Here is a 23,303-nt window from a genome sequence, read left to right as displayed (position 1 = left end):
CTTTGAATAATACATCATTCTGTGCTAAGAATACTGTTCACAAGGTGATATTAATCAATCTATTATACATATCTGTGATAACTATTTCAAAACTCTTTTATGATTTTGGTATTGTGGTATATAATAAAATAGACTGAATAAACAGTCTCCAGCTCACAGAGTGAAAGGTTTCTCTTATGGGACTCGTACGGCTTAGGCTGCCAGAAAAGTACGGACGCGTGTGGGTAGTATGGACAAACGGAAACGATTGGAGTCATTCCAAATCCGTTGATGCAGCAGAGCTTCAGGAAAAGTATATGATTGGAATTTCCGTAGAGAAGGTAGTTATCAAGAAAGGAAATTCCCATATTCGAACAGTAGATCACAACTCATGTCCTCCAGGACGTCTTATCGATGTTCATCACAATGGAACGCTCATCTGTCGAGTTGAACGTAAACATTCCCAGACTAATGTGAATGCTGCGATCAAGCAGATGGATGATAAGTGGGTTAAGAAGAATTAGTAAAAAATGTCGCCTAGGTAGAAAGAAAACTTCACCTAGGCGGCACAAGATTTGATGAAGTGAATCTTCATTACTCTAACAAATCTAAGATTTTAGATATAGGCTTAATAAGAATACTTTCTTTTGAAATTGCTTATTCAATAAATATAAATAAATTCCCTTCTAAATGTGAAATATACGTGGTTTACCAACTCGTTTTCTAATTTAAGAGGGGATTTGTGGTGTAATCAGACAGAAACAGTTTAGCGCAATGGGTATGTGAGGAATAAAGCCTTTCGAAGCAGGGCAATTCAGCCATTCACAAGTATGGTAAAAATCCCCATGAAAGAGATGTCTTTATAGTTTAAATTACATATGAAAATAAATAGAATTTATTCTTAGAAAAGTCTATGATAAAAAAGACATAAATTCAACCAAAGGATGTCCATGACACTCTCAGACAAAATCAAGCGCCAGGTTTCTGAAGCTCTTCTGGGAAAGGATCTCAAGAGAGTCTCCTCTCTTATGAAGAAGGATCTGAAGAACGGAGGAGATCCAAAATACTGGTTTGACGCCCTGAGTGGAGAAGTGGCCGATACTATTATCACTCTTTCTCTTCTGCTCACCGTCTGGTTTGAGTCGAGGAAGAACACGAGTCAAGACAAGAGTCTGCAACTGTCTGTGGAGATGCGAGAAGTAATTGCTCAGCTGGTGGCATATCTGCCTATTCACAAAGAGATCCAGAAGGGGAACCCGTTTGCAATTATCGATTTCGTAAATTGGGGGAGTCAGGTGAGAAAGAAGTGGAAGGCGACCCCCGTGCGAGCGATTACTGGAGTTACACCTGAGGCAGCTCAGCAGTTCAACATGAGTTTGGAAACCATCCTCAAGAACATGGGGAATGAACTCGTCAAAGTACTGGACGACTGGAAGCAGCGTCAGAACCCACAGCGTACGATTTGGATGATGGGTGAGGTTACTACCTATCTGGAGGAGATTCCTGAGTACCTCGAAGTATTGAACATGATGGCCAAGAGTGACCGACGTGTCACTCTTGCGCTGGAGAAGCTTCTCAAGAAGAAGTAATCCAACTAATTAGTCGTCATGTTTTTGGCGGAGTTTGGTAAGAGAGTAATCTCTATACTAGGCTCCGCCACTGCTTTTTCTAATACTTTTGAAAAGAATATTGATATCCGGTATGTAAAGTAATAAATTTTTCCCCATCCAGAAGGATATTGGTGAGTTCTTGATCGATAACATTGGAGATAATATATTGGTAGGCTTCTTCATTTTCGTAATAGACTTGGGCTTGTAGTGAAACATTGTTGCTTTCCATTTGCCGTGCATCAGGGGTAATGGCCATTTGCGTTAATTTCGTAATATCTGCTTTGACGACACCTGGTAGTAGCAGTATTTTGGGAATTACATTTTTGATAAAAAAGTCCATGTATTCCATTAAATCCATCGAATCCATCTGATTACTTGCAATGTTCACCACTTGTTTAACCAAATCCAAAACCCCTTTTTCTAATATTCTATTTTATTCTATTATTTAATAAAAAAATCCACTAAGCAACATAAATTTTTCTATTTAAAACTATTTTTCTAATAAAAATCCAATTTAAGTGCTTTCATGTCTTAAAAATTAGATGAAGTTAAATCAAATAGAGGGTAACCAATCAAAGGATATATACACTAGTATCTACAATTTCGCATGGATAGGTTAGTCAGAATGTTATAATAAGATGATCGTTCACCAACCATTGGAGAAAGTATGTCTCATAACAAGAACAGTATGATGTCAGATCTCATCGATCTTATCTCCAAGCTCAGTTCCGAACAAGCAGCTGAAGTTTCCACCTATAATCGCTGGCTCAAGTGTTGGGAGCTAGCCAAAGATGGCAAGCTAACAGAGGCAGAGGAAGTTCTCAAGAAAACTCCTCTTGTATCGGATGATGAGAGCAGTATTGAACGATTTTATGGCATTATCTTTGGGAAGTTTTACCCCTCCTGATAAGGGGAGGACAAAGCCTGGAAGTTCTCATTCATTTGAGAACTGTCAGGCCGTATTTTGTTTACTCTTATTTATCTGTTAAATAGCAAAAGCTATATTTAAACCGATTCGAAAGGATATAAGTATACAAGGTGTTTTGATAGGGAAATATTTTGGATAACAGATCTTTTGTACAATTTTTTTGAACTACAAGTCATACACGAACATTAAAGGTTTGATATCCTTTTGTTGTTCGTTTTTTTGTTTGACTTGGTTTGCAAAGGTTGTTACACTAAACATGTTATGAATAAAGCTAACACTACCTAAATAGTATAGAATTTCGCGAGGCAAAGCTTGCTTCTGGAATACGCTGTTTGGGTTTTTTTATGGAGGCAGATGATGGTACGTGTTGGAGTTATCATGGGCAGTACTTCGGATTGGCCAACGATGAAACTAGCTTGTGATGTATTAGAGGAATTACAGATTCCGTTTGAAAAAAAAGTGGTATCTGCACACCGAACCCCTGATGAAATGTTTACGTACGCAGAAACAGCGGTTGAGCGGGGAATCAAGGTCATAATCGCAGGTGCTGGTGGTGCAGCACATCTTCCTGGGATGGTCGCAGCGAAAACGGTACTCCCTGTTATTGGAGTTCCAGTGAAATCTTCTACGCTAAATGGATTGGATTCGTTATTATCCATTGTACAAATGCCAGGTGGAGTTCCTGTTGCCACTGTTGCAATTGGAAATGCAGGAGCTACTAATGCAGGACTTTTAGCAGCACAGATACTCGGAATATCGGATGAAGACGTACAAAAAAGACTACAAAACAGACGACATGATACAAGACAAAAGGTACTCACAGAGGGGGATCTTTCATGAGCAGCCTCGTACCAGGACAAACAATTGGAGTATTAGGTGGAGGTCAGTTAGGTAGAATGATCATCCTAGAAGGAAGGAAAATGGGTTATCGGTTTGTAACATTAGATCCTTCTGAGGATGCTCCTGGTGTACAAATATCTGATCATCATATCAAAGCTGGGTTTGATGATATTCATGCAGCAGATCAATTAGCATCTTTATCTGATCTCATCATCTATGAATTTGAAAATATCGATCCAAATGTAGTTAGACGTATAGCAGAACAAAAAAATGTACCACAAGGTACCAAATTATTGGAAGTGACACGTCACCGATTAATGGAAAAAGCTGCAATTGAAGAAGCAGGTGTGCCAGTTGCTTCATATGCAAAAGTTTCTTCAGTTGAAGAATTGCAGCAAGCTATTAAAAAAATCGGTTTACCCGCAGTGTTAAAAACAGTTACAGGCGGTTATGACGGAAAAGGACAATGGACGTTTCATACTCTGGAGGATGTCAATCAGTGGCTGGATCAACATCATTCTATGTCACAAACGTATATCTTAGAAAAGTTTATTCCTTTTCTCAAAGAGATCTCTGTTGTTGTAGCGAGAAGCGTAACAGGTGAGATCAAAGCATTTCCTCCAGCTGTTAACATACATCGAAATCATATTCTCCATCTATCTATTGCACCAGCTACTATTGCAGAAGCGACAAATAAACGAGCTGTTCAGTTGGCTGAACAAATTGCAGAGCATTTGCAAATGGTAGGATTGCTTGCTGTGGAGATGTTTTTACATGCAGATGGACATCTCTATATCAATGAGTTAGCACCACGTCCTCATAATTCAGGTCATTATACGTATGACGCTTGTAATCCATCTCAATTTGAGCAGATGATTCGAGCTGTTATTGGCTTACCACTTATCACACCTACACTTTATCACCAAGCAATCATGATGAATTTACTAGGTGAACACCAAGAAGCTTTTTTTCAAACCTTTTCAGATTTGCCTCCTCATATAAAACCGCATTGGTATGGAAAAACAGAAGCAAAGACAGGGAGAAAGATGGGTCATATCACCCTCCTAACGGAAGATATATCCCGTGGATTAGCTGAATTAGATCAATTAAAAATATGTCCAGCCCTTACAGCAACAGAACAAACAGCAATATGGACGAAAGAAAAGGGGTATACCGTTGATTAATCGTTATTCTCGTGAAGAAATGTCATCTATTTGGACAGATCAAAATCGTTTTCAGGCATGGTTAGAGGTTGAAATATTAGCTTGTGAAGCATGGGCTGAGTTAGGTGTAATCCCAAAAGAAGATGTTGCTTTGATTCGTAAAAATGCTTCCTTTGATGTAAATCGTATTCTAGAGATTGAGCAAGAAACCCGGCATGATGTAGTAGCCTTTACTCGAGCTGTTTCGGAGACATTAGGGTCAGAGTCCAAATGGGTACACTATGGGTTAACTTCAACAGATGTTGTAGACACGGCTTTATCTTATCTTTTGAGACAAGCGAATGAAATTTTGTTAAAAGACGTAGACCGCTTGATTGAAGCATTGGAAAATCAAGCAAAACAGTACAAATATACGGTAATGATGGGTCGTACTCATGGAGTACATGCAGAACCAACTACATTTGGGTTGAAAATGGCACTTTGGTACGAAGAAATGAAACGCAATCGTGAGCGTCTTGTACAGGCAATTGAAACGGTTCGAGTTGGGAAAATGTCTGGTGCTGTTGGCACATATGCCAATATCGATCCATTTGTGGAGAAGTATGTTTGTGAACAACTGGGATTAGAAACTGCATCGATCTCTACACAAACCTTGCAACGTGATCGTCATGCGAACTATATGGCAACGCTAGCTTTAATCGCAACATCCCTTGATAAATTTGCAACGGAGATTCGCGCACTGCAAAAAAGTGAAACTCGAGAAGTAGAAGAACCATTTGGTAAAGGTCAAAAAGGATCTTCTGCAATGCCGCATAAACGTAACCCTATCGGTTGTGAAAATATCTCTGGTTTAGCTCGTGTAGTCAGAGGTCATATGGTGTCTAGCTATGAAAATGTTCCACTATGGCATGAACGTGATATATCTCATTCATCCGTTGAGCGTGTGATACTCCCAGATGCTACTATCCTGTTAAACTACATGTTAAATCGTTTTACCAATATCATCAGTGGGGTTCGTGTTTTCCCCGAAAATATGAAACGCAATATGGACCGTACATTTGGTCTTATCTACTCACAACGTGTTTTATTAACCTTGATCGACAAAGGGTTGACCAGAGAAAAAGCATACGACCGTGTCCAGCTACTAGCTATGCAGGCATGGGAAGAACAAACTTCTTTCCGTGGCTTAGTGGAAAAAGATGAATTTGTGACAAGTCACCTCTCTTTAGAAGAAATCGCAGACTGCTTTGATTATCGACATCATTTAGCTCAAGTTGATTTCATTTTTGATCGACTCGGACTATAGGGGGAGTAAGAAATGGGAGAGCTACAGATGGGAGAGTTACTTTACGAAGGAAAAGCAAAGAAGCTTTTTTCCACTAAAGATCCAAACGTTTTACTTGTTCAATATAAAGATACAGCAACTGCCTTCAATGGGGAAAAGAAGGAAGTCTTAGAAGGTAAAGGTGCTTTGAATAATAAAATCACTAGTTATTTCTTCGATCTACTAGCAGAAAATCAAATTCCAAGTCATTTCTTAGAACGTTTATCTACATTAGAGCAGCTAGTAAAAAGAGTGACGATTGTTCCTTTAGAGGTAGTAGTTAGAAATATTACCGCAGGAAGCTTTGCCAAACGTTTAGGACTCGAAGAAGGTAAGCCGTTGCCTTTTCCGATAGTAGAATTTTACTACAAAGATGATAATCTTGGTGACCCGCTCATACTAGAGGATCATATTTACGCTTTGGAGATTACGAGCGAAGATATTGTGTCACAGATGAAAAAACAAGCGCTCCAGATTAATAAAATTCTTTATGAGCACATGGAACAACGTGGCATCCGCTTGGTTGATTTTAAATTAGAATTTGGTTTGGATCAAAATGAAGAAGTGTTACTTGCAGACGAAATTTCCCCTGACACATGCCGTTTCTGGGATCTGAAATCTGGAGATAAGTTGGATAAAGACCGGTTTCGTCGTAACCTGGGCAATGTCATTGAAGCATATCAAGAGATAGATAAACGATTGGGAGGCCAGTAACATGTATAAAGCAACTATTTTTGTCACGTTGAAGGAAAGTGTACTTGATCCACAAGGAGTAGCTGTAAAAGGAACACTCCACACAATGGGTTATACCGAAGTGTCTGATGTACGAATTGGAAAACGATTGGAAGTTTCCCTTGAAGCTGCTAATCAAGAAGAAGCAGAAGTCGCCGTAACAGCTATGTGTCAAAAATTATTCTCCAATCCCGTAATCGAAAACTTCCGCTTTGATCTAGAGGAGGTATAAACATGAGATTTGCTGTGGTAGTATTCCCAGGGTCTAACTGTGATATGGATTTGGTACACGCAATCGAAGATGTATTGGGAGAAGAAGTAAATCCAGTTTGGCATCATGAATCAGATTTATCTTCCTATGATGCGATTCTCTTACCAGGTGGTTTCTCATACGGTGATTATCTACGTTGCGGATCATTAGCTCGGTTCTCTCCTGTCATGGATGCTGTAAAAAAAGAAGCAGAGGCTGGAAAGCTGATCCTTGGCATCTGTAATGGTTTTCAAATTTTAACCGAAGCGGGACTATTGCCAGGTGCATTGATGCGAAACGACCATTTGCAATTTCGTTGTGAACTTGAACCAGTTTCGGTGGAACGAATCGATTCCGCATTTACCAAGCACTATGCAGAAGGGGAGACGGTTCAAATACCGATTGCACATGCAGAAGGAAATTATTTTTGTGACGAGGATACGTTGCAACGGTTAGAGGATAACGGGCAGATTTTATTCCGCTATGCAGGCAAAAATCCAAATGGCTCCATAGCAAATATTGCTGGTATAACCAATGAAAAAGGAAATGTGCTCGGGATGATGCCACATCCAGAAAGAGCGATCGTCGATTGGATGGGTTCTCCAGATGGAGCGCGTTTATTTACTTCAATGTTAGCTTACTGGAAGGAGAATCAAGCCTCATGATGGAACCAACAGCCGAACAAATTAGAGATCAGCAACTGTATAAAGAAATGGGCCTGACAACGGAGGAATATGAGCAAGTAAAAGGTCACTTAGGCCGTCTCCCAAACTGGACAGAGATTGGTATTTATAGCGTGATGTGGTCGGAACACTGTAGCTATAAAAACTCTAAACCATTGCTAAGGAAATTTCCTACAACAGGTCCGCGTATCTTACTTGGTCCTGGTGAAGGTGCTGGCGTTATTGATATTGGTGATGATCAAGCAGTTGTGTTTAAAATCGAAAGTCACAACCATCCTTCAGCAGTTGAACCATTCCAAGGTGCAGCAACAGGTGTTGGAGGGATCATCCGTGATGTGTTTTCCATGGGGGCTCGTCCAGTAGCACTTCTCAATTCCTTACGATTTGGCGATTTAGATTCCTCCCAAGTGCGTTATCTGTTTGATAACGTGGTTGCTGGGATTGCGCATTATGGAAATTGTATTGGAATACCTACTGTTGGTGGGGAAGTTGTTTTTGATAATTCTTATGACGGTAACCCGCTCGTCAACGCTATGTGCGTAGGGATTATCAATCATGGTGATCTACAAAAAGGTGTGGCAGTTGGCGCAGGAAATCCTGTTATTTATGTAGGTGCTAGCACAGGCCGTGACGGAATACATGGGGCTACTTTTGCTTCAGAAGAGCTAAATGAAGAATCAGAAGAGAAACGCTCTGCGGTTCAAGTGGGTGATCCATTTATGGAGAAATTGTTATTGGAAGCCTGCTTGGAAATGGTAGAGCAAAAAATGTTACTTGGTATTCAAGATATGGGTGCGGCTGGCCTCACATGCTCCAGTGCAGAAATGGCAGCAAAAGGAGGGCAAGGATTAGACCTAAATCTGGACCTTGTTCCTCAAAGGGAAACAGGCATGACTTCTTATGAGATTATGTTATCGGAATCCCAGGAACGGATGCTTTTGGTAGTGGAAAAAGGCCGTGAAGCGGAAGTAATCGCTGTCTGCGACAAATGGGGTTTACAATCAGCCGTAATCGGTGAAGTAACAGATGGTAACCAATATCGACTTTTCCAACACGGTGAATTAGTTGCAGATATTCCTGTTAACACTCTGGTTGATGATGCACCAGTTTATGTTCGTGAGGAAAAAGTGCCAGCTTACTTTGTAGAAAATGAATCAGTGAACCCAGCAGAATCCCTTGAAAATATTGATGCGAATGAAGCGTTAGCAAAAATATTACAATCACCAAATATGGCAAGCAAAAAATATGTCTTCCAACAATATGATTACATGGTCAGGACAAGTACCGCGGTTCGTCCTGGGTCTGATGCGGCTGTAGTTGTCGTTCGTGGAACAGAAAAAGCTCTTGCGATGAGTACGGATGGAAATGGTAGATATGTTTACCTAGATCCGGTAAACGGTGGACGGATCGCTGTCGCAGAGTCAGCTCGAAATGTAGTCTGTTCTGGTGCAGAGCCTCTTGGAATGACAGATTGTCTCAATTTTGGTAGCCCAGAAAAACCAGAAGTTTATTGGCAGCTATCCAAAGCGATTGATGGTATGAGTGAAATGTGTGAAGTGCTTCAGACCCCTGTTGTTGGTGGTAATGTTAGTTTATACAATGAAACCAAGGGTCAACCAATCTATCCAACTCCTGTAGTGGGTATGGTTGGACTGGTTGAAAAACGGGAGCATATTACAACTGGGGCCTTTAAAAAAGAAAATGATGTATTGGTTTTACTCGGTGATACAGCAATCGAGCTCGGTGGCAGTGAATTGCAACAAACATACGCCGGCACCATCTCTGGACGTACTCCAGTATTGGATAGCAAAAAAGAAAAAGCATTGCAACAAGCAGTTCTTACTGCTATTCGTCAAGGACTGGTTCAATCCGCGCATGATGTTTCCGAAGGCGGTTTAGCACTTGCTGTCGCTGAATCTTGTATCAGTGGAGGTTTAGGTGCAAAAGTACAAGTGGAGACGACACAAGATGCTACCCAGTATCTGTTCAGTGAAACCCAATCAAGGGTGTTACTTTCTGTGCCAAAAGACAAGGTGGAAGCTGTAGTAGAAACAATGAAACAATTCACAGTTCCAGCTCAAGTGATTGGGGAAGTAATGGGAGAAAGTTTAGAAGTCCGTGTAAATGGTCAGCAAGTAATCGATCGCTCTGTAGCACAATTAACCAATCTTTGGGAAGAGGCGATACCATGCAAGATGACAGCATCTTCGACTTCGACGAATTAAACGAAGAATGTGGCGTGTTTGGTATAGTAGGTCATTCAGATGCAGCCAGACTCACCTACTATGGACTGCATGCATTGCAACATCGTGGGCAAGAGAGTGCTGGTATTGTAACGACAAATGGTGAAAAATTTCACGTGCACCGCGATATGGGACTTGTGACAGAAGTATTTAGTTCGGATGAAGTTTCCAAATTAATCGGTTCTACTGCAATTGGACATGTTCGTTATTCCACTACTGGATCTAGTGTACTGGCTAATGTACAACCTTTGGTATTCAATTATGCCAAAGGAGAGATTGCGATTGCTACAAATGGAAACTTGGTTAATGGAGACAAGCTTCGCAAAGAATTAGAGGCAAATGGATCGATTTTCCAAACTACCACAGACACAGAAGCAATTGCCCATTTAATCGCACGGTCAAATGCAGACACACTAGAAGGTGCAGTGAAGGAAACATTAAATCAATTAGTCGGTGCCTATGCATTACTAATTCTAACCAATGAGCAGCTATTCGTGGCGCAAGATCCACATGCATTGCGTCCTTTAGCGATTGGTAAATTGGGAGATTCTTATGTCTTCTCTTCTGAAACTTGTGCCTTTGATACCATTGGAGCGACTTTTATTCGTGAAATAGAACCAGGAGAATTGCTGGTTGTTACCCAAGACAATGAAATGTGCGTCACCCGTTTTTCTGAGCCGAAAGAAACATCGATCTGTTCCTTTGAATATATTTATTTTGCTCGTCCAGATAGCGATATAAGCGGTATTAATGTGCATACAGCGAGAAAGAGACTGGGACGCCAGTTAGCGAAAGAAGCATTTGCTGAAGTTGATGTCATCACAGGTGTTCCTGATTCAAGTACTTCTGCTGCGATTGGATTTGCGGAGGCTACAGGTATCCCATATGAACTTGGCTTAATTAAAAACCGCTACGTAGGTCGAACTTTTATCCAGCCTAGTCAAGAACTACGCGAGCAAGGCGTCAAGATGAAACTGAGTGCTGTGCGAAAAGTAGTAGAGGGAAAACGTGTTGTTATGGTGGATGATTCGATTGTTCGTGGGACAACCAGTCGCAGAATCGTGAACTTGCTGCGTGAAGCAGGGGCAACAGAAGTCCATGTACGCATTAGTTCCCCCCCTGTAAAGAATCCTTGTTTTTATGGAATTGACACTGCCAATCGTGATCAATTGATCGCTTCCAATCACTCCGTAGATGAGATCTGTAAACTGATCAATGCTGATTCGTTAGCGTTTCTTAGTGCAGAAGGTATGATTGAAGCAATTGGGAGACCATCCAATGAAAAAAATCGTGGACATTGCGTAGCTTGTTTCACTGGAGATTACCCTACCAAGCTATATGACGCACTTGAGGTGGAGGAGACCGTATGAGTGAAGCATACAAACAAGCTGGTGTAGATATCGATGCAGGTAACGAAACAGTAGAGCGGATTCGCGCTCATGTAAAACGCACATATCGTCCAGAAGTATTAGGTGATATTGGAGGATTTGGTGGTTCTTTTGCACTTGGTAAATATAAAAATCCTGTCTTGGTCTCTGCTACAGATGGAGTTGGGACAAAGTTAAAATTAGCTTTTGCTACAGATTTACATGATACGATCGGGATCGATTGCGTTGCGATGTGTGTGAACGATCTCATCGTGCAAGGAGCAGAACCACTATTCTTCTTGGATTACTTGGCAACCGGTAAATTACAACCAGCTCAAGCGGAAGCAGTTGTCAAAGGAATTGCAGATGGTTGCGTTGATGCTGGATGTGCTTTGATTGGCGGTGAAACAGCGGAGATGCCAGGTATGTATTCCAAAGGAGAATATGATATCGCTGGATTTTGTGTAGGTGTAGTAGAAAAAGACCAATTAATTGATGGTTCTACAATTGAAGAAGGCGATATTCTGATCGGTCTTGGTTCCAATGGATTGCATAGTAATGGATTTTCATTGGCGAGACATGTTTTATTTGCTGACGGGATGGATCTTGAACTCGCAAGAGAACTACTCACTCCTACTAGAATCTATGTAAAAACATTACTGACATTAATGAAAGAGTACACTGTAAAGGGCGCAGCTCATATCACAGGTGGAGGACTTGTAGAAAATGTTCCTCGCATGTTACCAAAGGGGCTGACCGCTGAAGTTCATGCAAATGCTTGGAATGTACCTGCTATTTTCGACCGTATTCAACACGCTGGTGATGTTTCAGAGGAAGATATGTTCCGCACTTTTAACATGGGAATTGGAATGGTTGTTTGTGTGCCAAAAGAGCAAGCTGAAGAAGTTATGGCAAGAGCTTCAGAGCTTGGTGAGACGGTAGATCTTATTGGTAAGATTGTGAACGGATCAGATAAATTTCGCTGGGTAGGTGAAAATAGCTAATGAGCATCGCTATTTTCGCTTCTGGTAGCGGAACAAACTTTGAAAGTATTGTAAATCAATCACGCAAGGATAACTGGCCTCAGTCAGTATCCTTGCTCTTAACTGATCGCGAAGGTGCGAAAGTATTGGATCGCGCGGATCGTTTGGATGTGCCGCATTACCTCGTGTCACCAAAATCTTTTCCAAATAAAGAAGCGTATGAATCAGCTATCTTAGAAGTGTTAGAAGAGAAAAAAATTGAATGGATCATTCTAGCTGGTTACATGCGATTGATTGGTCCTACTTTACTGCATAGATTCAAAGGGAGGATTGTAAATATTCATCCTTCTTTACTTCCTGCTTTTGTAGGGAAAAATGCAATTGAACAAGCTTTTGCCTATCCCGTAAAAGTTTCTGGTGTTACGGTTCATTTTGTGGATGAAGGAATGGATACAGGGCCTATTATTGCTCAAGTTCCAGTTGCTATAGAAGAAAATGATACACTCATGACATATACAAAAAAAATACAAGCTGTGGAACATAGTCTTTACCCAGAAGTAATAAAACAGCTTGTGACAGGGAGGATTTAACATGTCTAAAGTGCGTCGCGCGCTTATTAGCGTTTCCGATAAAACAGGTATTGTCGAATTGTCCAGAAAGCTTGTTGAGCAAGAGGTGCAAATTATTTCTACAGGTGGTACGTTTCAACTATTGCAAAAAGAAGGATTACCAGTAACACAAATTTCCGAAGTTACTGGTTTTCCAGAGATTCTTGATGGCCGAGTCAAAACTCTTCACCCAAAGGTGCATGGAGGTTTGCTTGCTGTGCGCGATAAAGCGTCTCATCAGCAAGCATGCGCGGACAATGGCATTGAGTTTATCGATTTGGTTGTCGTAAACTTATATCCTTTTAAAGCCACGATCACCAAAGAAGGATTTACATATGAGGAAGCGATTGAAAACATTGATATCGGTGGTCCTTCTATGTTGCGTTCTGCCGCTAAAAATCACCGCGATGTTACGGTTTTAGTCGATCCTGCTGATTATGCGGTAGTCTTAGAAGAACTTGCAGCGGATGGAGCAACCACCCTCGCTACTAGAAAACGGCTAGCCGCAAAAACATTCCGACATACAGCTGCTTATGATTCGCTTATCGCAAGCTATTTGACGGGAGAAGTGAAAGAATCACTCCCAGATCAATTAACGCTCTCTTACGAAAAAGTGAGTACTCTCCGATATGGAGAAAATCCACATCAACAAGCCGCTTATTATAAAAATGCATTAGCTACAGCAGATCAACTGGTTTCTGCAAAACAATTACAAGGAAAAGAGCTTTCCTATAACAATATCCAAGACACAAATGCAGCTTTAGAAATTGTAAAAGAGTTTACCGAACCAGCAGTAGTAGCAGTAAAACACATGAATCCTTGTGGTGTAGCAATCGGGGAAACGATACTCGAAGCATATCAAAGAACGTATGAAGCAGATCCTGTCTCTATCTTTGGTGGTATTATTGCAGCAAATCGCCCAATTGATGCAGCTACCGCTTCTAAAATGAAAGAAATATTTTTAGAAATCATCATCGCACCAAGTTTTAGCGAAGAAGCACAACAAATTCTCAGTGAGAAGAAAAATTTGCGTTTGCTAGAATTAGCATTTTCTAATGATGCAAAGCAATCTACTTGGAAAGCGACATCTATTGATGGCGGCATTCTTATCCAAGAACAAGACAGCGAAAAAATTACCCGGGAAATGTGTCAAGTAGCAACGGATCGCACTCCGACAGAAGTAGAGTGGGACGAGTTATTATTTGCATGGAAAGTGGTTAAACATGTGAAGTCGAATGCAATTGTACTGACCAAAGATAATCGTACGATTGGGGTTGGAGCAGGTCAGATGAATCGTGTCGGAGCTGCTGAGATTGCGATTCGCCAAGCCGGAGAATCCGCAAAAGGAGCAGTGCTTGCTTCAGATGCTTTCTTCCCTATGTCCGATACTTTAGAAAAAGCAGCTGAAGCAGGGATTCGTGCGATTATTCAACCGGGTGGTTCTATCCGCGATTCGGAATCCATTGAAGAAGCGAACAAACATGGCATAGCGATGGTATTAACGGGCGTACGTCACTTCAAACACTAGAGGAGGGAATGCGATGCGGATATTAGTTATTGGTAATGGTGGTCGTGAACATGCGATCATTGCCAAATTGGCTCAAAGTAGTCGTATATCTAAAATTTTCTGCGCACCAGGAAATGCGGGGACAGCTCTTTTAGCTGATAATGTTGCGATTGGAGTTTCGGAGCAAGAAAAGTTAGCCCAATTTGCGATCGAACAATCTATTGATCTTACTGTAGTGGGTCCAGAACTCCCTTTGTTAGAAGGAATCGTAGATCAATTCGAAGAGTTGAATCTCCCGATTTTTGGCCCACAAAAAGCAGCAGCTATCATTGAAGGAAGCAAAACCTTTGCTAAAGATATGATGCAAAAATACAACATTCCTACAGGGAAATATCAAGCATTTACAAATAGCAAAGAGGCATTGACTTATGTGAGACAAGAAGGAGCACCTATCGTTATCAAGGCAGATGGTCTAGCAGCTGGTAAAGGGGTAGTTGTTGCTCAAACATTAGAAGAAGCAGAAAAAGCAATCATTGAAGCAATGGACGACAAAATATTTGGTGCAGCCGGAGATCAAGTAGTCATTGAAGAATGCTTGATCGGTCAAGAGGTCTCCTTGATGGCTTTTGTCGATGGAAAAAACGTTGCTCCGATGGTTGTATCCCAAGATCATAAGGCTGTATTTGATGGAGACAAGGGTCCTAATACTGGTGGCATGGGTGCATATTCACCAGTTCCTCAAATTGCAGGAGAAGTGATCCAGCAAGCGATAGAGACAATCATTCATCCAATGGTTGACGCTTTTCAACAAGAAGGGATTCATTACAAAGGTGTTTTGTATGCAGGTCTCATGATTACAGATGAAGGACCAAAAGTAATCGAGTTTAACGCGAGATTTGGTGATCCAGAGACACAAGTTGTTCTTCCAAGATTAAAGACTGATCTAGTGGATGTCCTCTTAGCTGTTGTAGAGGGGCGTCTAGGAGATTTACAGATCGAGTGGAGTGACAGTGCCGCAGTATGTGTGGTCATGACCTCACCAGGATATCCAGGTAGTTATCCGAACGGATTAGAAGTCACTTTCCCCCATCGATTGAATGATCATACGGTTGTTATTCATGCAGGTACACAAGAAAAGAACGGAAGAGTGATTACTGCTGGAGGTAGAGTGTTAGGAGTTACATCACTTGGGAATACCCTTCAAGAAAGTCAACAGAGAGCTTATGAAACCGTGAAACAGATACGATTTGAGGGCGCACATTATCGTAAGGATATCGCTTCTAAAGCGATTCATTAAAATCAGTTATAATTAGGTTACCAGTGTTCTTGGTAACCTTTTTTTATGCGGACGATTTTTCGTCAAAACATACCATTCTTCCCACACGGGCAGGTATAGCATCTAGAAGGGAGTAATGGAAGTGAACAAAAAATGGATTTGGTTCACTTGTATACTAATCGGATGTATGTTGTTTTCGTTTTTTAATTTTAAAGATTATATTTTCCCTCCAAAACAAATGAAATTTAGCCTGAAAAGTTTACATCCAGAAGTCCAATTCGCTATGGAACAATTAAAAGAAAACGTACAAAAAAAGGGGATAACTATCCAGATTATAGAAGGTTTTCGGTCAATTGATGAACAAAATCAACTTTATGAGCAAGGAAGAACCAGAGCTGGAAAAATCATTACATATGCCAAAGGAGGGCAATCTTATCATAATTATGGGCTAGCGATTGATTTTGCTATTTATGACAAGGAGAAGCAAACATTATCTTGGGATATTCAGAAAGATGGAAATAAAAATGGAGTAGCAGACTGGGATGAGGTTGTACAGGAAGCTAAGAAGTTAGGATTTTCATGGGGAGGAGACTGGAGATCATTCAAAGATTATCCCCATTTGGAAATGACATTTGACCAATCTATTGATGAGTTACAAGATGTTATCAGATAGGTACTACTTATTTATCTGTAGGGCTTAATCGAAAAAGGTTGTCAACATTGGCAGCCTCTTTCATTGTGTATTTGATTGGGGCATTTTAACGAAGATCATGGATGAGACCAAATAAGAAGCTGAGAACAGGTACACAATACTGATAATAAAATTGATTTTTCTCCAATTATTTTTCTTATCCCTCAAAAAAACGGCTAATGAGGAGAGGGCTATAATTTCATAATACTTTGGTTCCATAACCGTTAACAAATGGATGGTATAGCCTGCATAAATAAGAGTAAGGATGATTGAAATGACAGCGAGAATGGTAGCTGCTTTTGATTTATCTTTTACCCGTGTCCAGCTAGGTAACATAGTAGGAATGAAGATAAATAGCAGTGATGCACAATTCAATAATCAATCGTTGAAAGAAAACGATTTTATTGAATTTTAAATAGCATAAAGTAATTTATTTCAAAAGTGTAAGCATAAATTAGAATAGTTTAGTCATTTTTGATGAAATGGTTTCAATACCTTTTAATCGTCTATAATCGAATCTATTGGGACTAGATCCAGCAGAAAGCAATTTGGTTTTATGATAAAAAACAGATAAGGTTTAGGGTATAGATCGGCAAGTAAATAAGAGAAGCTCAGTTGGAGGGTGGAAATAATGTATATGACCAAAAAAGCTTTTTTTACAACATTTACACTATCTACTGTAGGGGTCACCACTTATTTATTAACCAACAAACAAAGACGGAAAAGAGTATTGGACAGTATCAAAAATCTATATGAACAAATTCAATTTCCTAATCGAAATAAAATGGATTACAACCAAGAATTACAAACGAAGATAGGCCATCCACATCCTCGTGATGAAGGAGATAATAATATGGTGTCTGAAGGTGCTATGTACTCCGTTCAGTATTACAATGAGAAGAAAGAATAAGTTTTCAAGTATAAAATGCATAGATGGATTACCAGAAGGAAGAACCTACGTTAAAAAGGTTCTTCCTTTTTATGAAGATAAAAAATCATTTGTTCAAATCAATGGTTATGTTTACAGGGTGATGAAGACCATAGGAGATATTTATAAAAAATCAAAATGAATATGTTTGAGTCATTAGATAGGAGAGGTAATCTGATCTTAGCCATTTATTCGAGGAATCTAAAATAAGGAAAAACTAATCTCACATTCGAATTGGAGAATTCTTCTAAATAAATGGTTGATTATCTTGTAAGAGGGAACAAAACTTTTTTGGTTCAACACCTACTGCACAAGAGATATAAGGGTGAACATAAGAATAGACCGAGGGGTTATATCTAGACAACGAGAGAAAAAATATTATATTATATTCTTTTCCTGAATATGAAAAAAAGGTGGTTAAGCACAGCATAACCTCCTTAATAAAGGGTTCCTTATTGAATTGGACAACCAAAACGAGACAGGAGGTTATAGTCTTGATAAGAAGGAAAAACCTGCTTACACGTAACCTCCTTAGGAAGAAAAGAACGTTTTCATTTAACAAATGGTAGTCGTTTGCTTTTCTCCAGCAATACTCATTGCATGTACAGGTATTTGAAACCACCATGCGCCATCTTTTCTACGAATAGGTTGGAATCCTGCTTTTTTTAGAGTCCGAGCAACCGTCCAACTAGCCGTATATACGGTGGCAAGGTTTGTGGATTCATCAAACTGGATTACAGTTTCTTTTTCTTGCTCGCTTAGTGACATTATCTTCACTCCTCCATCCGATCTATACGATCGTATGTTCTTGTTTTTACATTCACCATTATAAGCCGATTGACTCCGAATTGCCACCATCAGAACTAATTAATTCTTACCTGTCTTTTTCGACGAAATATGACAATATGCCTTCTTTTTTTCGAAAAAAAATTGTCCTTTTTGCGAGAAAATTTTCAGAGAACCAATCAGCTTAGAAAATCCGCCAGTTTTGAAACATCTTTGTAGGGCTCAAAATTTTTGATTTAACCGACCGTTCGATTAATTACCATCATATATGGCAGATCTCCTACTATCTTGAAAACTATTATACAAAAAACTCAGAAAACAAGCAATAGATAAAGTTTTAGATTTGAATAGTTTTTATTGACGAAGAACAATACGCGAATGTAAGTTCTTATATAGTTTATAGCATACCGAAAAAAGTTTGGCAAGTATAAAAGATTATTAAATATTTATGAAGTTCGTTTTCCGTTCCTCCTTTTGAAAAAAGAAGAAACGAAAAACTATAATATTAATCATGAAAATTTATTTGCATACGCTTTCATTTAAACGGCAGATTCAAGTTGTGTCAAGCTATTGATCAGATTCGAAACGTACGTTTGCTGGTGAAAATGAAGATGACTTTTATTTGATGTGAAAAAGATGCATCTATATATGGCGTTATTCACTTTCGTTGTACAGTGCTTTGAGTGGACAAAATTTTGTTACTCCTTCTGCTACTTTCATTGCTGACATCATCGTAATCATTATCCCGATTGGAGACCAACATCTTCTACTCATTTTTGCAGTACCCCATGCTAAACCAGTTAATCCACAAGTGATTCGCATGATAGCTTCTACGGTGTTCAAATTTGGTTTCATTAAATCATCATCCTTTCCGTATTAGATTGCCTTCTTAGTTTGATCATAAAGTATGACAGGATATGTAATACAACTCTTGGTAAACCAGAGATTAGTTGGATTGTTTGTTGTATCGTTTTTCGTGAAATTGTAGAGTAATCTTCGACAAACTGTCATATGTTTGATAAAATAATTCGAGCGTTATACCAGAAACTATGCATTTTAGGGAGAGTACCCCTTTGAAACATTTACATAAACGACTCATTGAGTTGTTATATTTAACAATACTTTTATCTCCGTTTTTTCCACCAGTTGTATTACTGGTCATCGCAATTGTAACTATTACTTTTTATCGGACTCATTGGAGATTAAAAGCATGGCCAGAGAGCTTTTTTCTTTTACTTATTTTGATTTCGTGTATCAGTTGGTTAGTAGAGCCTTCATGGTTTAATGGCATACCAATTGTTGTCATCGTAGCGCTGTGTTTTGGGTTATATTACCTTCTAGCAGTCTGGTTTCGGAATGCCCTTGATTTCCACTGGACAGACGTTCAGAGGCTTTATTTGTCATTTTGGATAGGTGGCCTTTATTTAGTCTTTATCTGTCTTATACAGCAAGTAGATTGGCCATGGTTGATCAATTCACCGATCGGTGCACTCATGCAGTTCTATAAAGAATATCGGTTTCAGACAGAATCTGTTCGCAGTTTTGGAACAACAGGGAATTCAAATCTCACTGCGGCACTCTTAATATGTTTAGCACTCATTAGTATTTATGCTGCTTCGGTTTTAAAGTTAAAATGGCAAAAAATCGCAGGCTACGTCATGTTCTTTTTATTTTGTTATTCCATTTGGCTTACAGGTTCTCGTGGAGCTTGGGCTGGTTTAGTAGTTGGACTTGTGGTACAAGTTTGGATGACAGGTGCTAGAAGATGGACCGTAGGCATCTTTTTAAGTTTAGTTGCCCTAGTAACCTTTTTTCCAGAGTTGATCCCAAGGCAGGAGACAATTATTAGCACGATTCGTGAAAGGTTAGAAGTTTGGTTGACTGCTTTTGAGATATTTAAAGAACACTGGTTGCTGGGTGTTCTGCCACTTCATTTTAGTCAAATTTTTGAGCAGAAAGCTGATTTCTCTGTTATCCATGCTCATAATATCTTTTTAGGGATTGCTTCTGAATTTGGTATCTTTGGTTTGTTGGCTTTTCTGGCTTTGTTATTTGTTACCATTCAACGAGCAAGAAGATGGCGCAAAACTGCCAACTTAAAAGAGGAAAAACGATTGGCAGGTATGTTACTATCCCAGACAGTTGCTCTGATGGGGCATGGAATGTACGATTATCCCATTCTTTCTCCTCAAATTGGTGTGCTATTTTTTCTCAGTATGATTGTCATTCATACCCAGTATGAGCGTCGGTGTCTGACTCGACCAGAGTGGAGTGAACCAAAACGAGTATCAGATGAGATGAATGACAAGCTAGAGAGTAAAGTAGCAGCTATTGTAAAATAAATACAGGTATAAACCCCTTTCCCCATGAGAAAGATGGATATAGATTTACGGGGAAGGGGTTTATTTATTTGAAAACAAAAAGATTATTGGTTTTATTTCCTATTACTGCAGTTTTGTTACTAGGGGCCTTTGTAAATCAAAGTTCAGCGGAAAACCTAAAAACAGTAAGAGTACAACATGGTGATACGTTATATGGGCTAGCAAAGAAATACCGTCTAACAGTAGAGCAAATAGCAGAGGCAAATCAAATTACAGATCCTGCACTGATCCACATTGGCCAACAACTAAAAATTCCAATTTTAAAAACAAAAACTCCAATTCATACAAACAAGGATTCTTCCAGCACGATGACAAGTAGTGAAGTTTCAACTTTCTCAAGAGGAAAAGTGCTTGGTTCTTTTACACTAACAGCTTATACATCTGGGTACGAATCAACAGGAAAGAAGCCAGATGATCCGTTTTATGGAATAACGTCAAGTGGAGAACCTGTTCAAGATGGAGTAACAGTCGCAGTTGATCCAAAAGTTATCCCTATTGGTTCAAGAGTCTACATAGAAGGTATAGGCTACCGTATTGCCCAAGATGTGGGAGGGGCAATCAAAGGAAAGCGTATCGATGTCTATATATCTGATCTGCAATCTGCTAAAGCATTTGGGGTACAACATGGGAAACAGGTAGAGCTTGTTGATTAGTAGTAAATGAAACCACTTTTGAGTGGTTTTTTTTATGTGGGTAAGATGGTAAGCTAATTACTAATAGCAATCAGTTAGGAGAATGGGAATGGCAAAGAAGAAGAAAGTTCTAGAACCAAGAGTTGCGGCTGTTGATGATATAGGTGTGCTAAAACGAGATCTTGGTAAAATGATTATATGGATTATTGTATCTGTTGCTATCGCAGCAGTAGTGGCAGTTGGAGTAGAAAATTTTATTCTTTAGTTACCTTTACAAACGGTTCTATTGGTGGAATAACCCTAGTTGCTTGTGGAAAATAAGATAGTATAGAGGGTTGTGCAAAACAATCATTTGCACATAAAATGCTAGACAGAATTGCGAAAACCAAGCTGCCTGTCTATACTGTTCCTAGCAACAAAGAACCCTATTTAACCGTGGGACACACGGGTTAGCTTGGTAAGAAAATAGTCATGAAACTATCATCCCAAAAATCCCACAGTTTTAGTTGTGTGGTGTAGTGTCAATTTTAGTTATACATAATTACAGAAATCGATTTCTGAGTAATCTCATATGCAGTTTGTATATTTGGTGGTGTGCGGTATTTTAGCGATAAACGCACACCACTTTTTTGTGTAAGGTTTAATTGGACATCAATTATATTTGCAACAGCAGTAGGGAGAGTATCGCATTGTCAAAGGGGTTCTGTTCGCTGAGAGGTTTAGATCATGGTTTTATTATTTATCAGGCATATAAAAATAGATTGTACTCGAATAGATAATGTACAAATCGGGACTTTGAATAGGGAGTCCCAAACCTTGTTCTCACACTGCGCTACCTCTTCCAAATTCGGAAAACTCCTTCAACCGTATATTCATCTCAATTCGGTTGAAATCGATCAATAAAGAGGATTCTTTTTGATCGCTACTCGATTACTATTAAATGTAATATCATAGTCACCAACCTAGAGAAGGTGCTGACAGTAGCGGTTATGCCTAGAGGAACTTCAATCACCCAGATACTGCCAAGGTTATTCGGCAGATGGAGCGGAAGTAATGATTCATGTAAGAGGAACCTTTCCTATAGTCAGACTATTATGTTCTTTTGATTGTATTAGAATGTACATAATTAAATGATGTGAAGTGTGAAATTTATCGATTTTATGTCTCGAAAATTAAATAAAATACAAAGGATGCCGATTACACGAAGTTTCATTTCTCCGTGCAAACGGCTAATTTTATATAAAAGATACTGCATATCCCTATAATGAGGAAAATGAATTTAAACAGATGGATCAGCAACATGGACAAGTTGTTTGCCTAAATTTTCACCGGAAAACAATCCGAGAAATGCTTGTATTGTATTTTCAAAACCTTCAACGATGTTTTCCCGATATTTTAACTTTCCTTGCTGTAGCCATTGTGCTAACTGTGTTGTAGCTTCTTCAAATCTATCTGCAAATTCTCCAACGATAAAACCTCTCATCAAAGCGCTATTGATAAGCAGCTGTGATTGAATACGAGGGCCGACATCTGCATCTTTGATGTTGTACATGGAGATAAGTCCGCATAATGGAATACGGGCTTTGTAGTTAAGGTGGGAAAGGACAGCATCTGAAATCGTACCACCGACATTTTCAAAGTAGATATCTACACCTTTGGGACATGCATGTGCGATTGCATCTGTCATATTAGGTGTAGTTTTATAGTTGATGGTGGCATCAAACCCTAGTTCTTCTTGTAAGTATCTGTTTTTCTCATCGGAACCTGCAATACCTACAACTCGACATCCTTTGATTTTGGCTATTTGTCCAACGATCATTCCTACCGCACCAGCTGCACCTGATACTACAACGGTCTCTCCTTCTTTTGGCTGTCCGATTTCTAACAAACCAAAATAAGCAGTTAGACTAGGCATTCCTAGGATTCCAAGTGCAGTTGAGATTGGCGCGATGTCTGGATCAATTTTTCTTACTTGTTCGCTGCTTATCAAAGAATATTTCTGCCATCCAATATTACCTAAGATGATATCTCCTTTTATCAATGAAGGTGATTTGGATTTGATTACCTCCCCAATTACTCCACCTGTTATTACTTCGTTTAATTCATAAGGAGCTACGTATGATTTTTGATCATTCATTCTCCCTCTCATATAAGGATCAACCGATAAGTACAATGTGCGAATAAGTGCTTGTCCTTCTGCGGGCTCTGGGATGGGTTGTTTCACCCAACTAAAATTTTCCTCTTTCGGTAATCCATGAGGGCGACTAACGAGACGTATTTGCAAATTCATTTCAGTTGCCATAAATTAATCCTCCTTTTATCTAATGGAAGTATTCCCTAGAAATCGATGAATCGTACATTTACTTGGGGAGAGAGACTTTTTGGAAGTATA

The 23,303-nt window shown here is 39.4% G+C and carries 25 protein-coding genes; 21 read left to right on the top strand and 4 right to left on the bottom strand.

Translation table 11 applies throughout. The features are described 5' to 3' along the window. Window positions 1-176 precede the first annotated feature (176 nt). The gene (locus GSM42_RS18300) at window positions 177-503 is read left to right on the top strand and encodes a hypothetical protein (RefSeq protein WP_160802984.1); all 327 of its coding nucleotides are present in this window, start codon (window positions 177-179) and stop codon (window positions 501-503) included. A 426-nt stretch (window positions 504-929) separates the two neighbouring features. Further along, the gene (locus GSM42_RS18295; RefSeq protein WP_160802983.1) at window positions 930-1,568 is read left to right on the top strand and encodes a hypothetical protein; all 639 of its coding nucleotides are present in this window, start codon (window positions 930-932) and stop codon (window positions 1,566-1,568) included. A gap of 79 nt (window positions 1,569-1,647) precedes the next feature. Here GSM42_RS18295 and GSM42_RS18290 read toward each other — a convergent pair whose 3' ends face one another. Beyond that, a complete protein-coding gene (locus GSM42_RS18290; protein WP_160802982.1) occupies window positions 1,648-1,992 on the bottom strand; it encodes a hypothetical protein in 345 nt (114 codons plus the stop codon). 264 nt (window positions 1,993-2,256) lie between these two features. Here GSM42_RS18290 and GSM42_RS18285 point away from each other — a divergent pair, with 264 nt between their 5' ends. From GSM42_RS18285 to GSM42_RS18210, 16 genes are all read left to right on the top strand, one after another. Beyond that, entirely contained in the window at window positions 2,257-2,496 is a 240-nt protein-coding gene (locus tag GSM42_RS18285; RefSeq protein WP_160802981.1) for a hypothetical protein, read from the top strand. A 375-nt stretch (window positions 2,497-2,871) separates the two neighbouring features. Continuing rightward, on the top strand, window positions 2,872-3,357 hold the full coding sequence (gene purE, locus GSM42_RS18280) for a 5-(carboxyamino)imidazole ribonucleotide mutase (RefSeq protein ID WP_160802980.1): 486 nt from the start codon (window positions 2,872-2,874) through the stop codon (window positions 3,355-3,357). After that, window positions 3,354-4,541, top strand: coding sequence for a 5-(carboxyamino)imidazole ribonucleotide synthase (purK, locus tag GSM42_RS18275; protein WP_160802979.1), 1,188 nt, complete (start codon window positions 3,354-3,356; stop codon window positions 4,539-4,541). The genes purE and purK overlap by 4 nt, the downstream gene beginning before the upstream one ends. Next, complete coding sequence (gene purB / locus GSM42_RS18270; protein WP_160802978.1) at window positions 4,534-5,826, top strand: adenylosuccinate lyase; 1,293 nt, start codon at window positions 4,534-4,536, stop codon at window positions 5,824-5,826. The genes purK and purB overlap by 8 nt, the downstream gene beginning before the upstream one ends. A gap of 12 nt (window positions 5,827-5,838) precedes the next feature. Beyond that, window positions 5,839-6,558, top strand: coding sequence for a phosphoribosylaminoimidazolesuccinocarboxamide synthase (gene purC / locus GSM42_RS18265; protein WP_202404987.1), 720 nt, complete (start codon window positions 5,839-5,841; stop codon window positions 6,556-6,558). Between the two features lies 1 nt (window position 6,559). Continuing rightward, on the top strand, window positions 6,560-6,808 hold the full coding sequence (purS, locus tag GSM42_RS18260; protein WP_160802977.1) for a phosphoribosylformylglycinamidine synthase subunit PurS: 249 nt from the start codon (window positions 6,560-6,562) through the stop codon (window positions 6,806-6,808). Between the two features lie 2 nt (window positions 6,809-6,810). Beyond that, complete coding sequence (gene purQ, locus GSM42_RS18255; RefSeq protein WP_160802976.1) at window positions 6,811-7,491, top strand: phosphoribosylformylglycinamidine synthase subunit PurQ; 681 nt, start codon at window positions 6,811-6,813, stop codon at window positions 7,489-7,491. Continuing rightward, a complete protein-coding gene (gene purL / locus GSM42_RS18250) occupies window positions 7,488-9,734 on the top strand; it encodes a phosphoribosylformylglycinamidine synthase subunit PurL (RefSeq protein ID WP_160802975.1) in 2,247 nt (748 codons plus the stop codon). The genes purQ and purL overlap by 4 nt, the downstream gene beginning before the upstream one ends. Beyond that, on the top strand, window positions 9,698-11,122 hold the full coding sequence (purF, locus tag GSM42_RS18245) for an amidophosphoribosyltransferase (protein WP_202404986.1): 1,425 nt from the start codon (window positions 9,698-9,700) through the stop codon (window positions 11,120-11,122). Before purL ends, purF begins: the two co-directional genes overlap by 37 nt. Beyond that, window positions 11,119-12,123 carry a phosphoribosylformylglycinamidine cyclo-ligase gene (purM, locus tag GSM42_RS18240; RefSeq protein WP_160802974.1) on the top strand — a complete coding sequence of 335 codons (1,005 nt, stop codon included), beginning with the start codon at window positions 11,119-11,121 and terminating at the stop codon, window positions 12,121-12,123. Before purF ends, purM begins: the two co-directional genes overlap by 4 nt. Further along, window positions 12,123-12,692 (top strand): phosphoribosylglycinamide formyltransferase, encoded by a 570-nt coding sequence (gene purN / locus GSM42_RS18235; RefSeq protein ID WP_160802973.1) that lies wholly within the window; start codon window positions 12,123-12,125, stop codon window positions 12,690-12,692. The genes purM and purN overlap by 1 nt, the downstream gene beginning before the upstream one ends. Window position 12,693: 1 nt before the next feature. Beyond that, the gene (gene purH, locus GSM42_RS18230) at window positions 12,694-14,238 is read left to right on the top strand and encodes a bifunctional phosphoribosylaminoimidazolecarboxamide formyltransferase/IMP cyclohydrolase (RefSeq protein ID WP_160802972.1); all 1,545 of its coding nucleotides are present in this window, start codon (window positions 12,694-12,696) and stop codon (window positions 14,236-14,238) included. A 13-nt stretch (window positions 14,239-14,251) separates the two neighbouring features. Continuing rightward, window positions 14,252-15,514 carry a phosphoribosylamine--glycine ligase gene (gene purD / locus GSM42_RS18225; protein WP_160802971.1) on the top strand — a complete coding sequence of 421 codons (1,263 nt, stop codon included), beginning with the start codon at window positions 14,252-14,254 and terminating at the stop codon, window positions 15,512-15,514. 115 nt (window positions 15,515-15,629) lie between these two features. Beyond that, on the top strand, window positions 15,630-16,166 hold the full coding sequence (locus tag GSM42_RS18220; protein WP_160802970.1) for a M15 family metallopeptidase: 537 nt from the start codon (window positions 15,630-15,632) through the stop codon (window positions 16,164-16,166). Between the two features lie 283 nt (window positions 16,167-16,449). Then, complete coding sequence (locus tag GSM42_RS18215) at window positions 16,450-16,599, top strand: hypothetical protein (RefSeq protein ID WP_160802969.1); 150 nt, start codon at window positions 16,450-16,452, stop codon at window positions 16,597-16,599. A gap of 216 nt (window positions 16,600-16,815) precedes the next feature. Then, on the top strand, window positions 16,816-17,094 hold the full coding sequence (locus GSM42_RS18210; RefSeq protein WP_237446695.1) for a hypothetical protein: 279 nt from the start codon (window positions 16,816-16,818) through the stop codon (window positions 17,092-17,094). Between the two features lie 573 nt (window positions 17,095-17,667). On the opposite strand, the gene GSM42_RS18205 is transcribed toward GSM42_RS18210, so the two are convergent. Further along, complete coding sequence (locus tag GSM42_RS18205) at window positions 17,668-17,880, bottom strand: hypothetical protein (protein ID WP_028778373.1); 213 nt, start codon at window positions 17,878-17,880, stop codon at window positions 17,668-17,670. Window positions 17,881-18,552: 672 nt separating this feature from the next. Continuing rightward, a complete protein-coding gene (locus GSM42_RS18200; protein ID WP_160802968.1) occupies window positions 18,553-18,753 on the bottom strand; it encodes a YgaP family membrane protein in 201 nt (66 codons plus the stop codon). A gap of 218 nt (window positions 18,754-18,971) precedes the next feature. Here GSM42_RS18200 and GSM42_RS18195 point away from each other — a divergent pair, with 218 nt between their 5' ends. The 3 genes from GSM42_RS18195 to GSM42_RS18185 all read left to right on the top strand — a co-directional run bounded on the left by GSM42_RS18195 (window position 18,972) and on the right by GSM42_RS18185 (window position 21,176). Continuing rightward, the gene (locus GSM42_RS18195; RefSeq protein WP_160802967.1) at window positions 18,972-20,240 is read left to right on the top strand and encodes an O-antigen ligase family protein; all 1,269 of its coding nucleotides are present in this window, start codon (window positions 18,972-18,974) and stop codon (window positions 20,238-20,240) included. A gap of 68 nt (window positions 20,241-20,308) precedes the next feature. Beyond that, window positions 20,309-20,932, top strand: coding sequence for a 3D domain-containing protein (locus GSM42_RS18190; RefSeq protein ID WP_160802966.1), 624 nt, complete (start codon window positions 20,309-20,311; stop codon window positions 20,930-20,932). An 88-nt stretch (window positions 20,933-21,020) separates the two neighbouring features. After that, window positions 21,021-21,176, top strand: coding sequence for a hypothetical protein (locus tag GSM42_RS18185; RefSeq protein ID WP_160802965.1), 156 nt, complete (start codon window positions 21,021-21,023; stop codon window positions 21,174-21,176). A 1,014-nt stretch (window positions 21,177-22,190) separates the two neighbouring features. Here the strand turns inward: GSM42_RS18185 and GSM42_RS18180 are convergent. Next, window positions 22,191-23,213, bottom strand: coding sequence for an NADP-dependent oxidoreductase (locus tag GSM42_RS18180; RefSeq protein ID WP_237446694.1), 1,023 nt, complete (start codon window positions 23,211-23,213; stop codon window positions 22,191-22,193). Window positions 23,214-23,303: the final 90 nt, after the last annotated feature.

Source organism: Shimazuella alba, from assembly GCF_009831235.1.
Lineage (GTDB): Bacteria > Bacillota > Bacilli > Thermoactinomycetales > Thermoactinomycetaceae > Shimazuella > Shimazuella alba.
Note: the sequence above shows the minus strand (reverse complement) of the source record. Positions and strands in the feature narration are given on the sequence as shown.

Bases quoted from the DNA above. Each gene is read 5' to 3' on its own strand.
- GSM42_RS18300 (WP_160802984.1), top strand. From the start codon at position 177: ATGGGACTCGTACGGCTTAGGCTGCCAGAAAAGTACGGACGCGTGTGG.
- GSM42_RS18295 (WP_160802983.1), top strand. From the start codon at position 930: ATGACACTCTCAGACAAAATCAAGCGCCAGGTTTCTGAAGCTCTTCTG.
- GSM42_RS18285 (WP_160802981.1), top strand. From the start codon at position 2,257: ATGTCTCATAACAAGAACAGTATGATGTCAGATCTCATCGATCTTATC.
- purE (WP_160802980.1), top strand. From the start codon at position 2,872: ATGATGGTACGTGTTGGAGTTATCATGGGCAGTACTTCGGATTGGCCA.
- purK (WP_160802979.1), top strand. From the start codon at position 3,354: ATGAGCAGCCTCGTACCAGGACAAACAATTGGAGTATTAGGTGGAGGT.
- purC (WP_202404987.1), top strand. From the start codon at position 5,839: ATGGGAGAGCTACAGATGGGAGAGTTACTTTACGAAGGAAAAGCAAAG.
- purS (WP_160802977.1), top strand. From the start codon at position 6,560: ATGTATAAAGCAACTATTTTTGTCACGTTGAAGGAAAGTGTACTTGAT.
- purQ (WP_160802976.1), top strand. From the start codon at position 6,811: ATGAGATTTGCTGTGGTAGTATTCCCAGGGTCTAACTGTGATATGGAT.
- purL (WP_160802975.1), top strand. From the start codon at position 7,488: ATGATGGAACCAACAGCCGAACAAATTAGAGATCAGCAACTGTATAAA.
- purF (WP_202404986.1), top strand. From the start codon at position 9,698: ATGCAAGATGACAGCATCTTCGACTTCGACGAATTAAACGAAGAATGT.
- purM (WP_160802974.1), top strand. From the start codon at position 11,119: ATGAGTGAAGCATACAAACAAGCTGGTGTAGATATCGATGCAGGTAAC.
- purN (WP_160802973.1), top strand. From the start codon at position 12,123: ATGAGCATCGCTATTTTCGCTTCTGGTAGCGGAACAAACTTTGAAAGT.
- purH (WP_160802972.1), top strand. From the start codon at position 12,694: ATGTCTAAAGTGCGTCGCGCGCTTATTAGCGTTTCCGATAAAACAGGT.
- purD (WP_160802971.1), top strand. From the start codon at position 14,252: ATGCGGATATTAGTTATTGGTAATGGTGGTCGTGAACATGCGATCATT.
- GSM42_RS18220 (WP_160802970.1), top strand. From the start codon at position 15,630: ATGGAAGTGAACAAAAAATGGATTTGGTTCACTTGTATACTAATCGGA.
- GSM42_RS18215 (WP_160802969.1), top strand. From the start codon at position 16,450: ATGATTGAAATGACAGCGAGAATGGTAGCTGCTTTTGATTTATCTTTT.
- GSM42_RS18210 (WP_237446695.1), top strand. From the start codon at position 16,816: ATGTATATGACCAAAAAAGCTTTTTTTACAACATTTACACTATCTACT.
- GSM42_RS18205 (WP_028778373.1), bottom strand. From the start codon at position 17,880: ATGTCACTAAGCGAGCAAGAAAAAGAAACTGTAATCCAGTTTGATGAA.
- GSM42_RS18200 (WP_160802968.1), bottom strand. From the start codon at position 18,753: ATGAAACCAAATTTGAACACCGTAGAAGCTATCATGCGAATCACTTGT.
- GSM42_RS18185 (WP_160802965.1), top strand. From the start codon at position 21,021: ATGGCAAAGAAGAAGAAAGTTCTAGAACCAAGAGTTGCGGCTGTTGAT.
- GSM42_RS18180 (WP_237446694.1), bottom strand. From the start codon at position 23,213: ATGGCAACTGAAATGAATTTGCAAATACGTCTCGTTAGTCGCCCTCAT.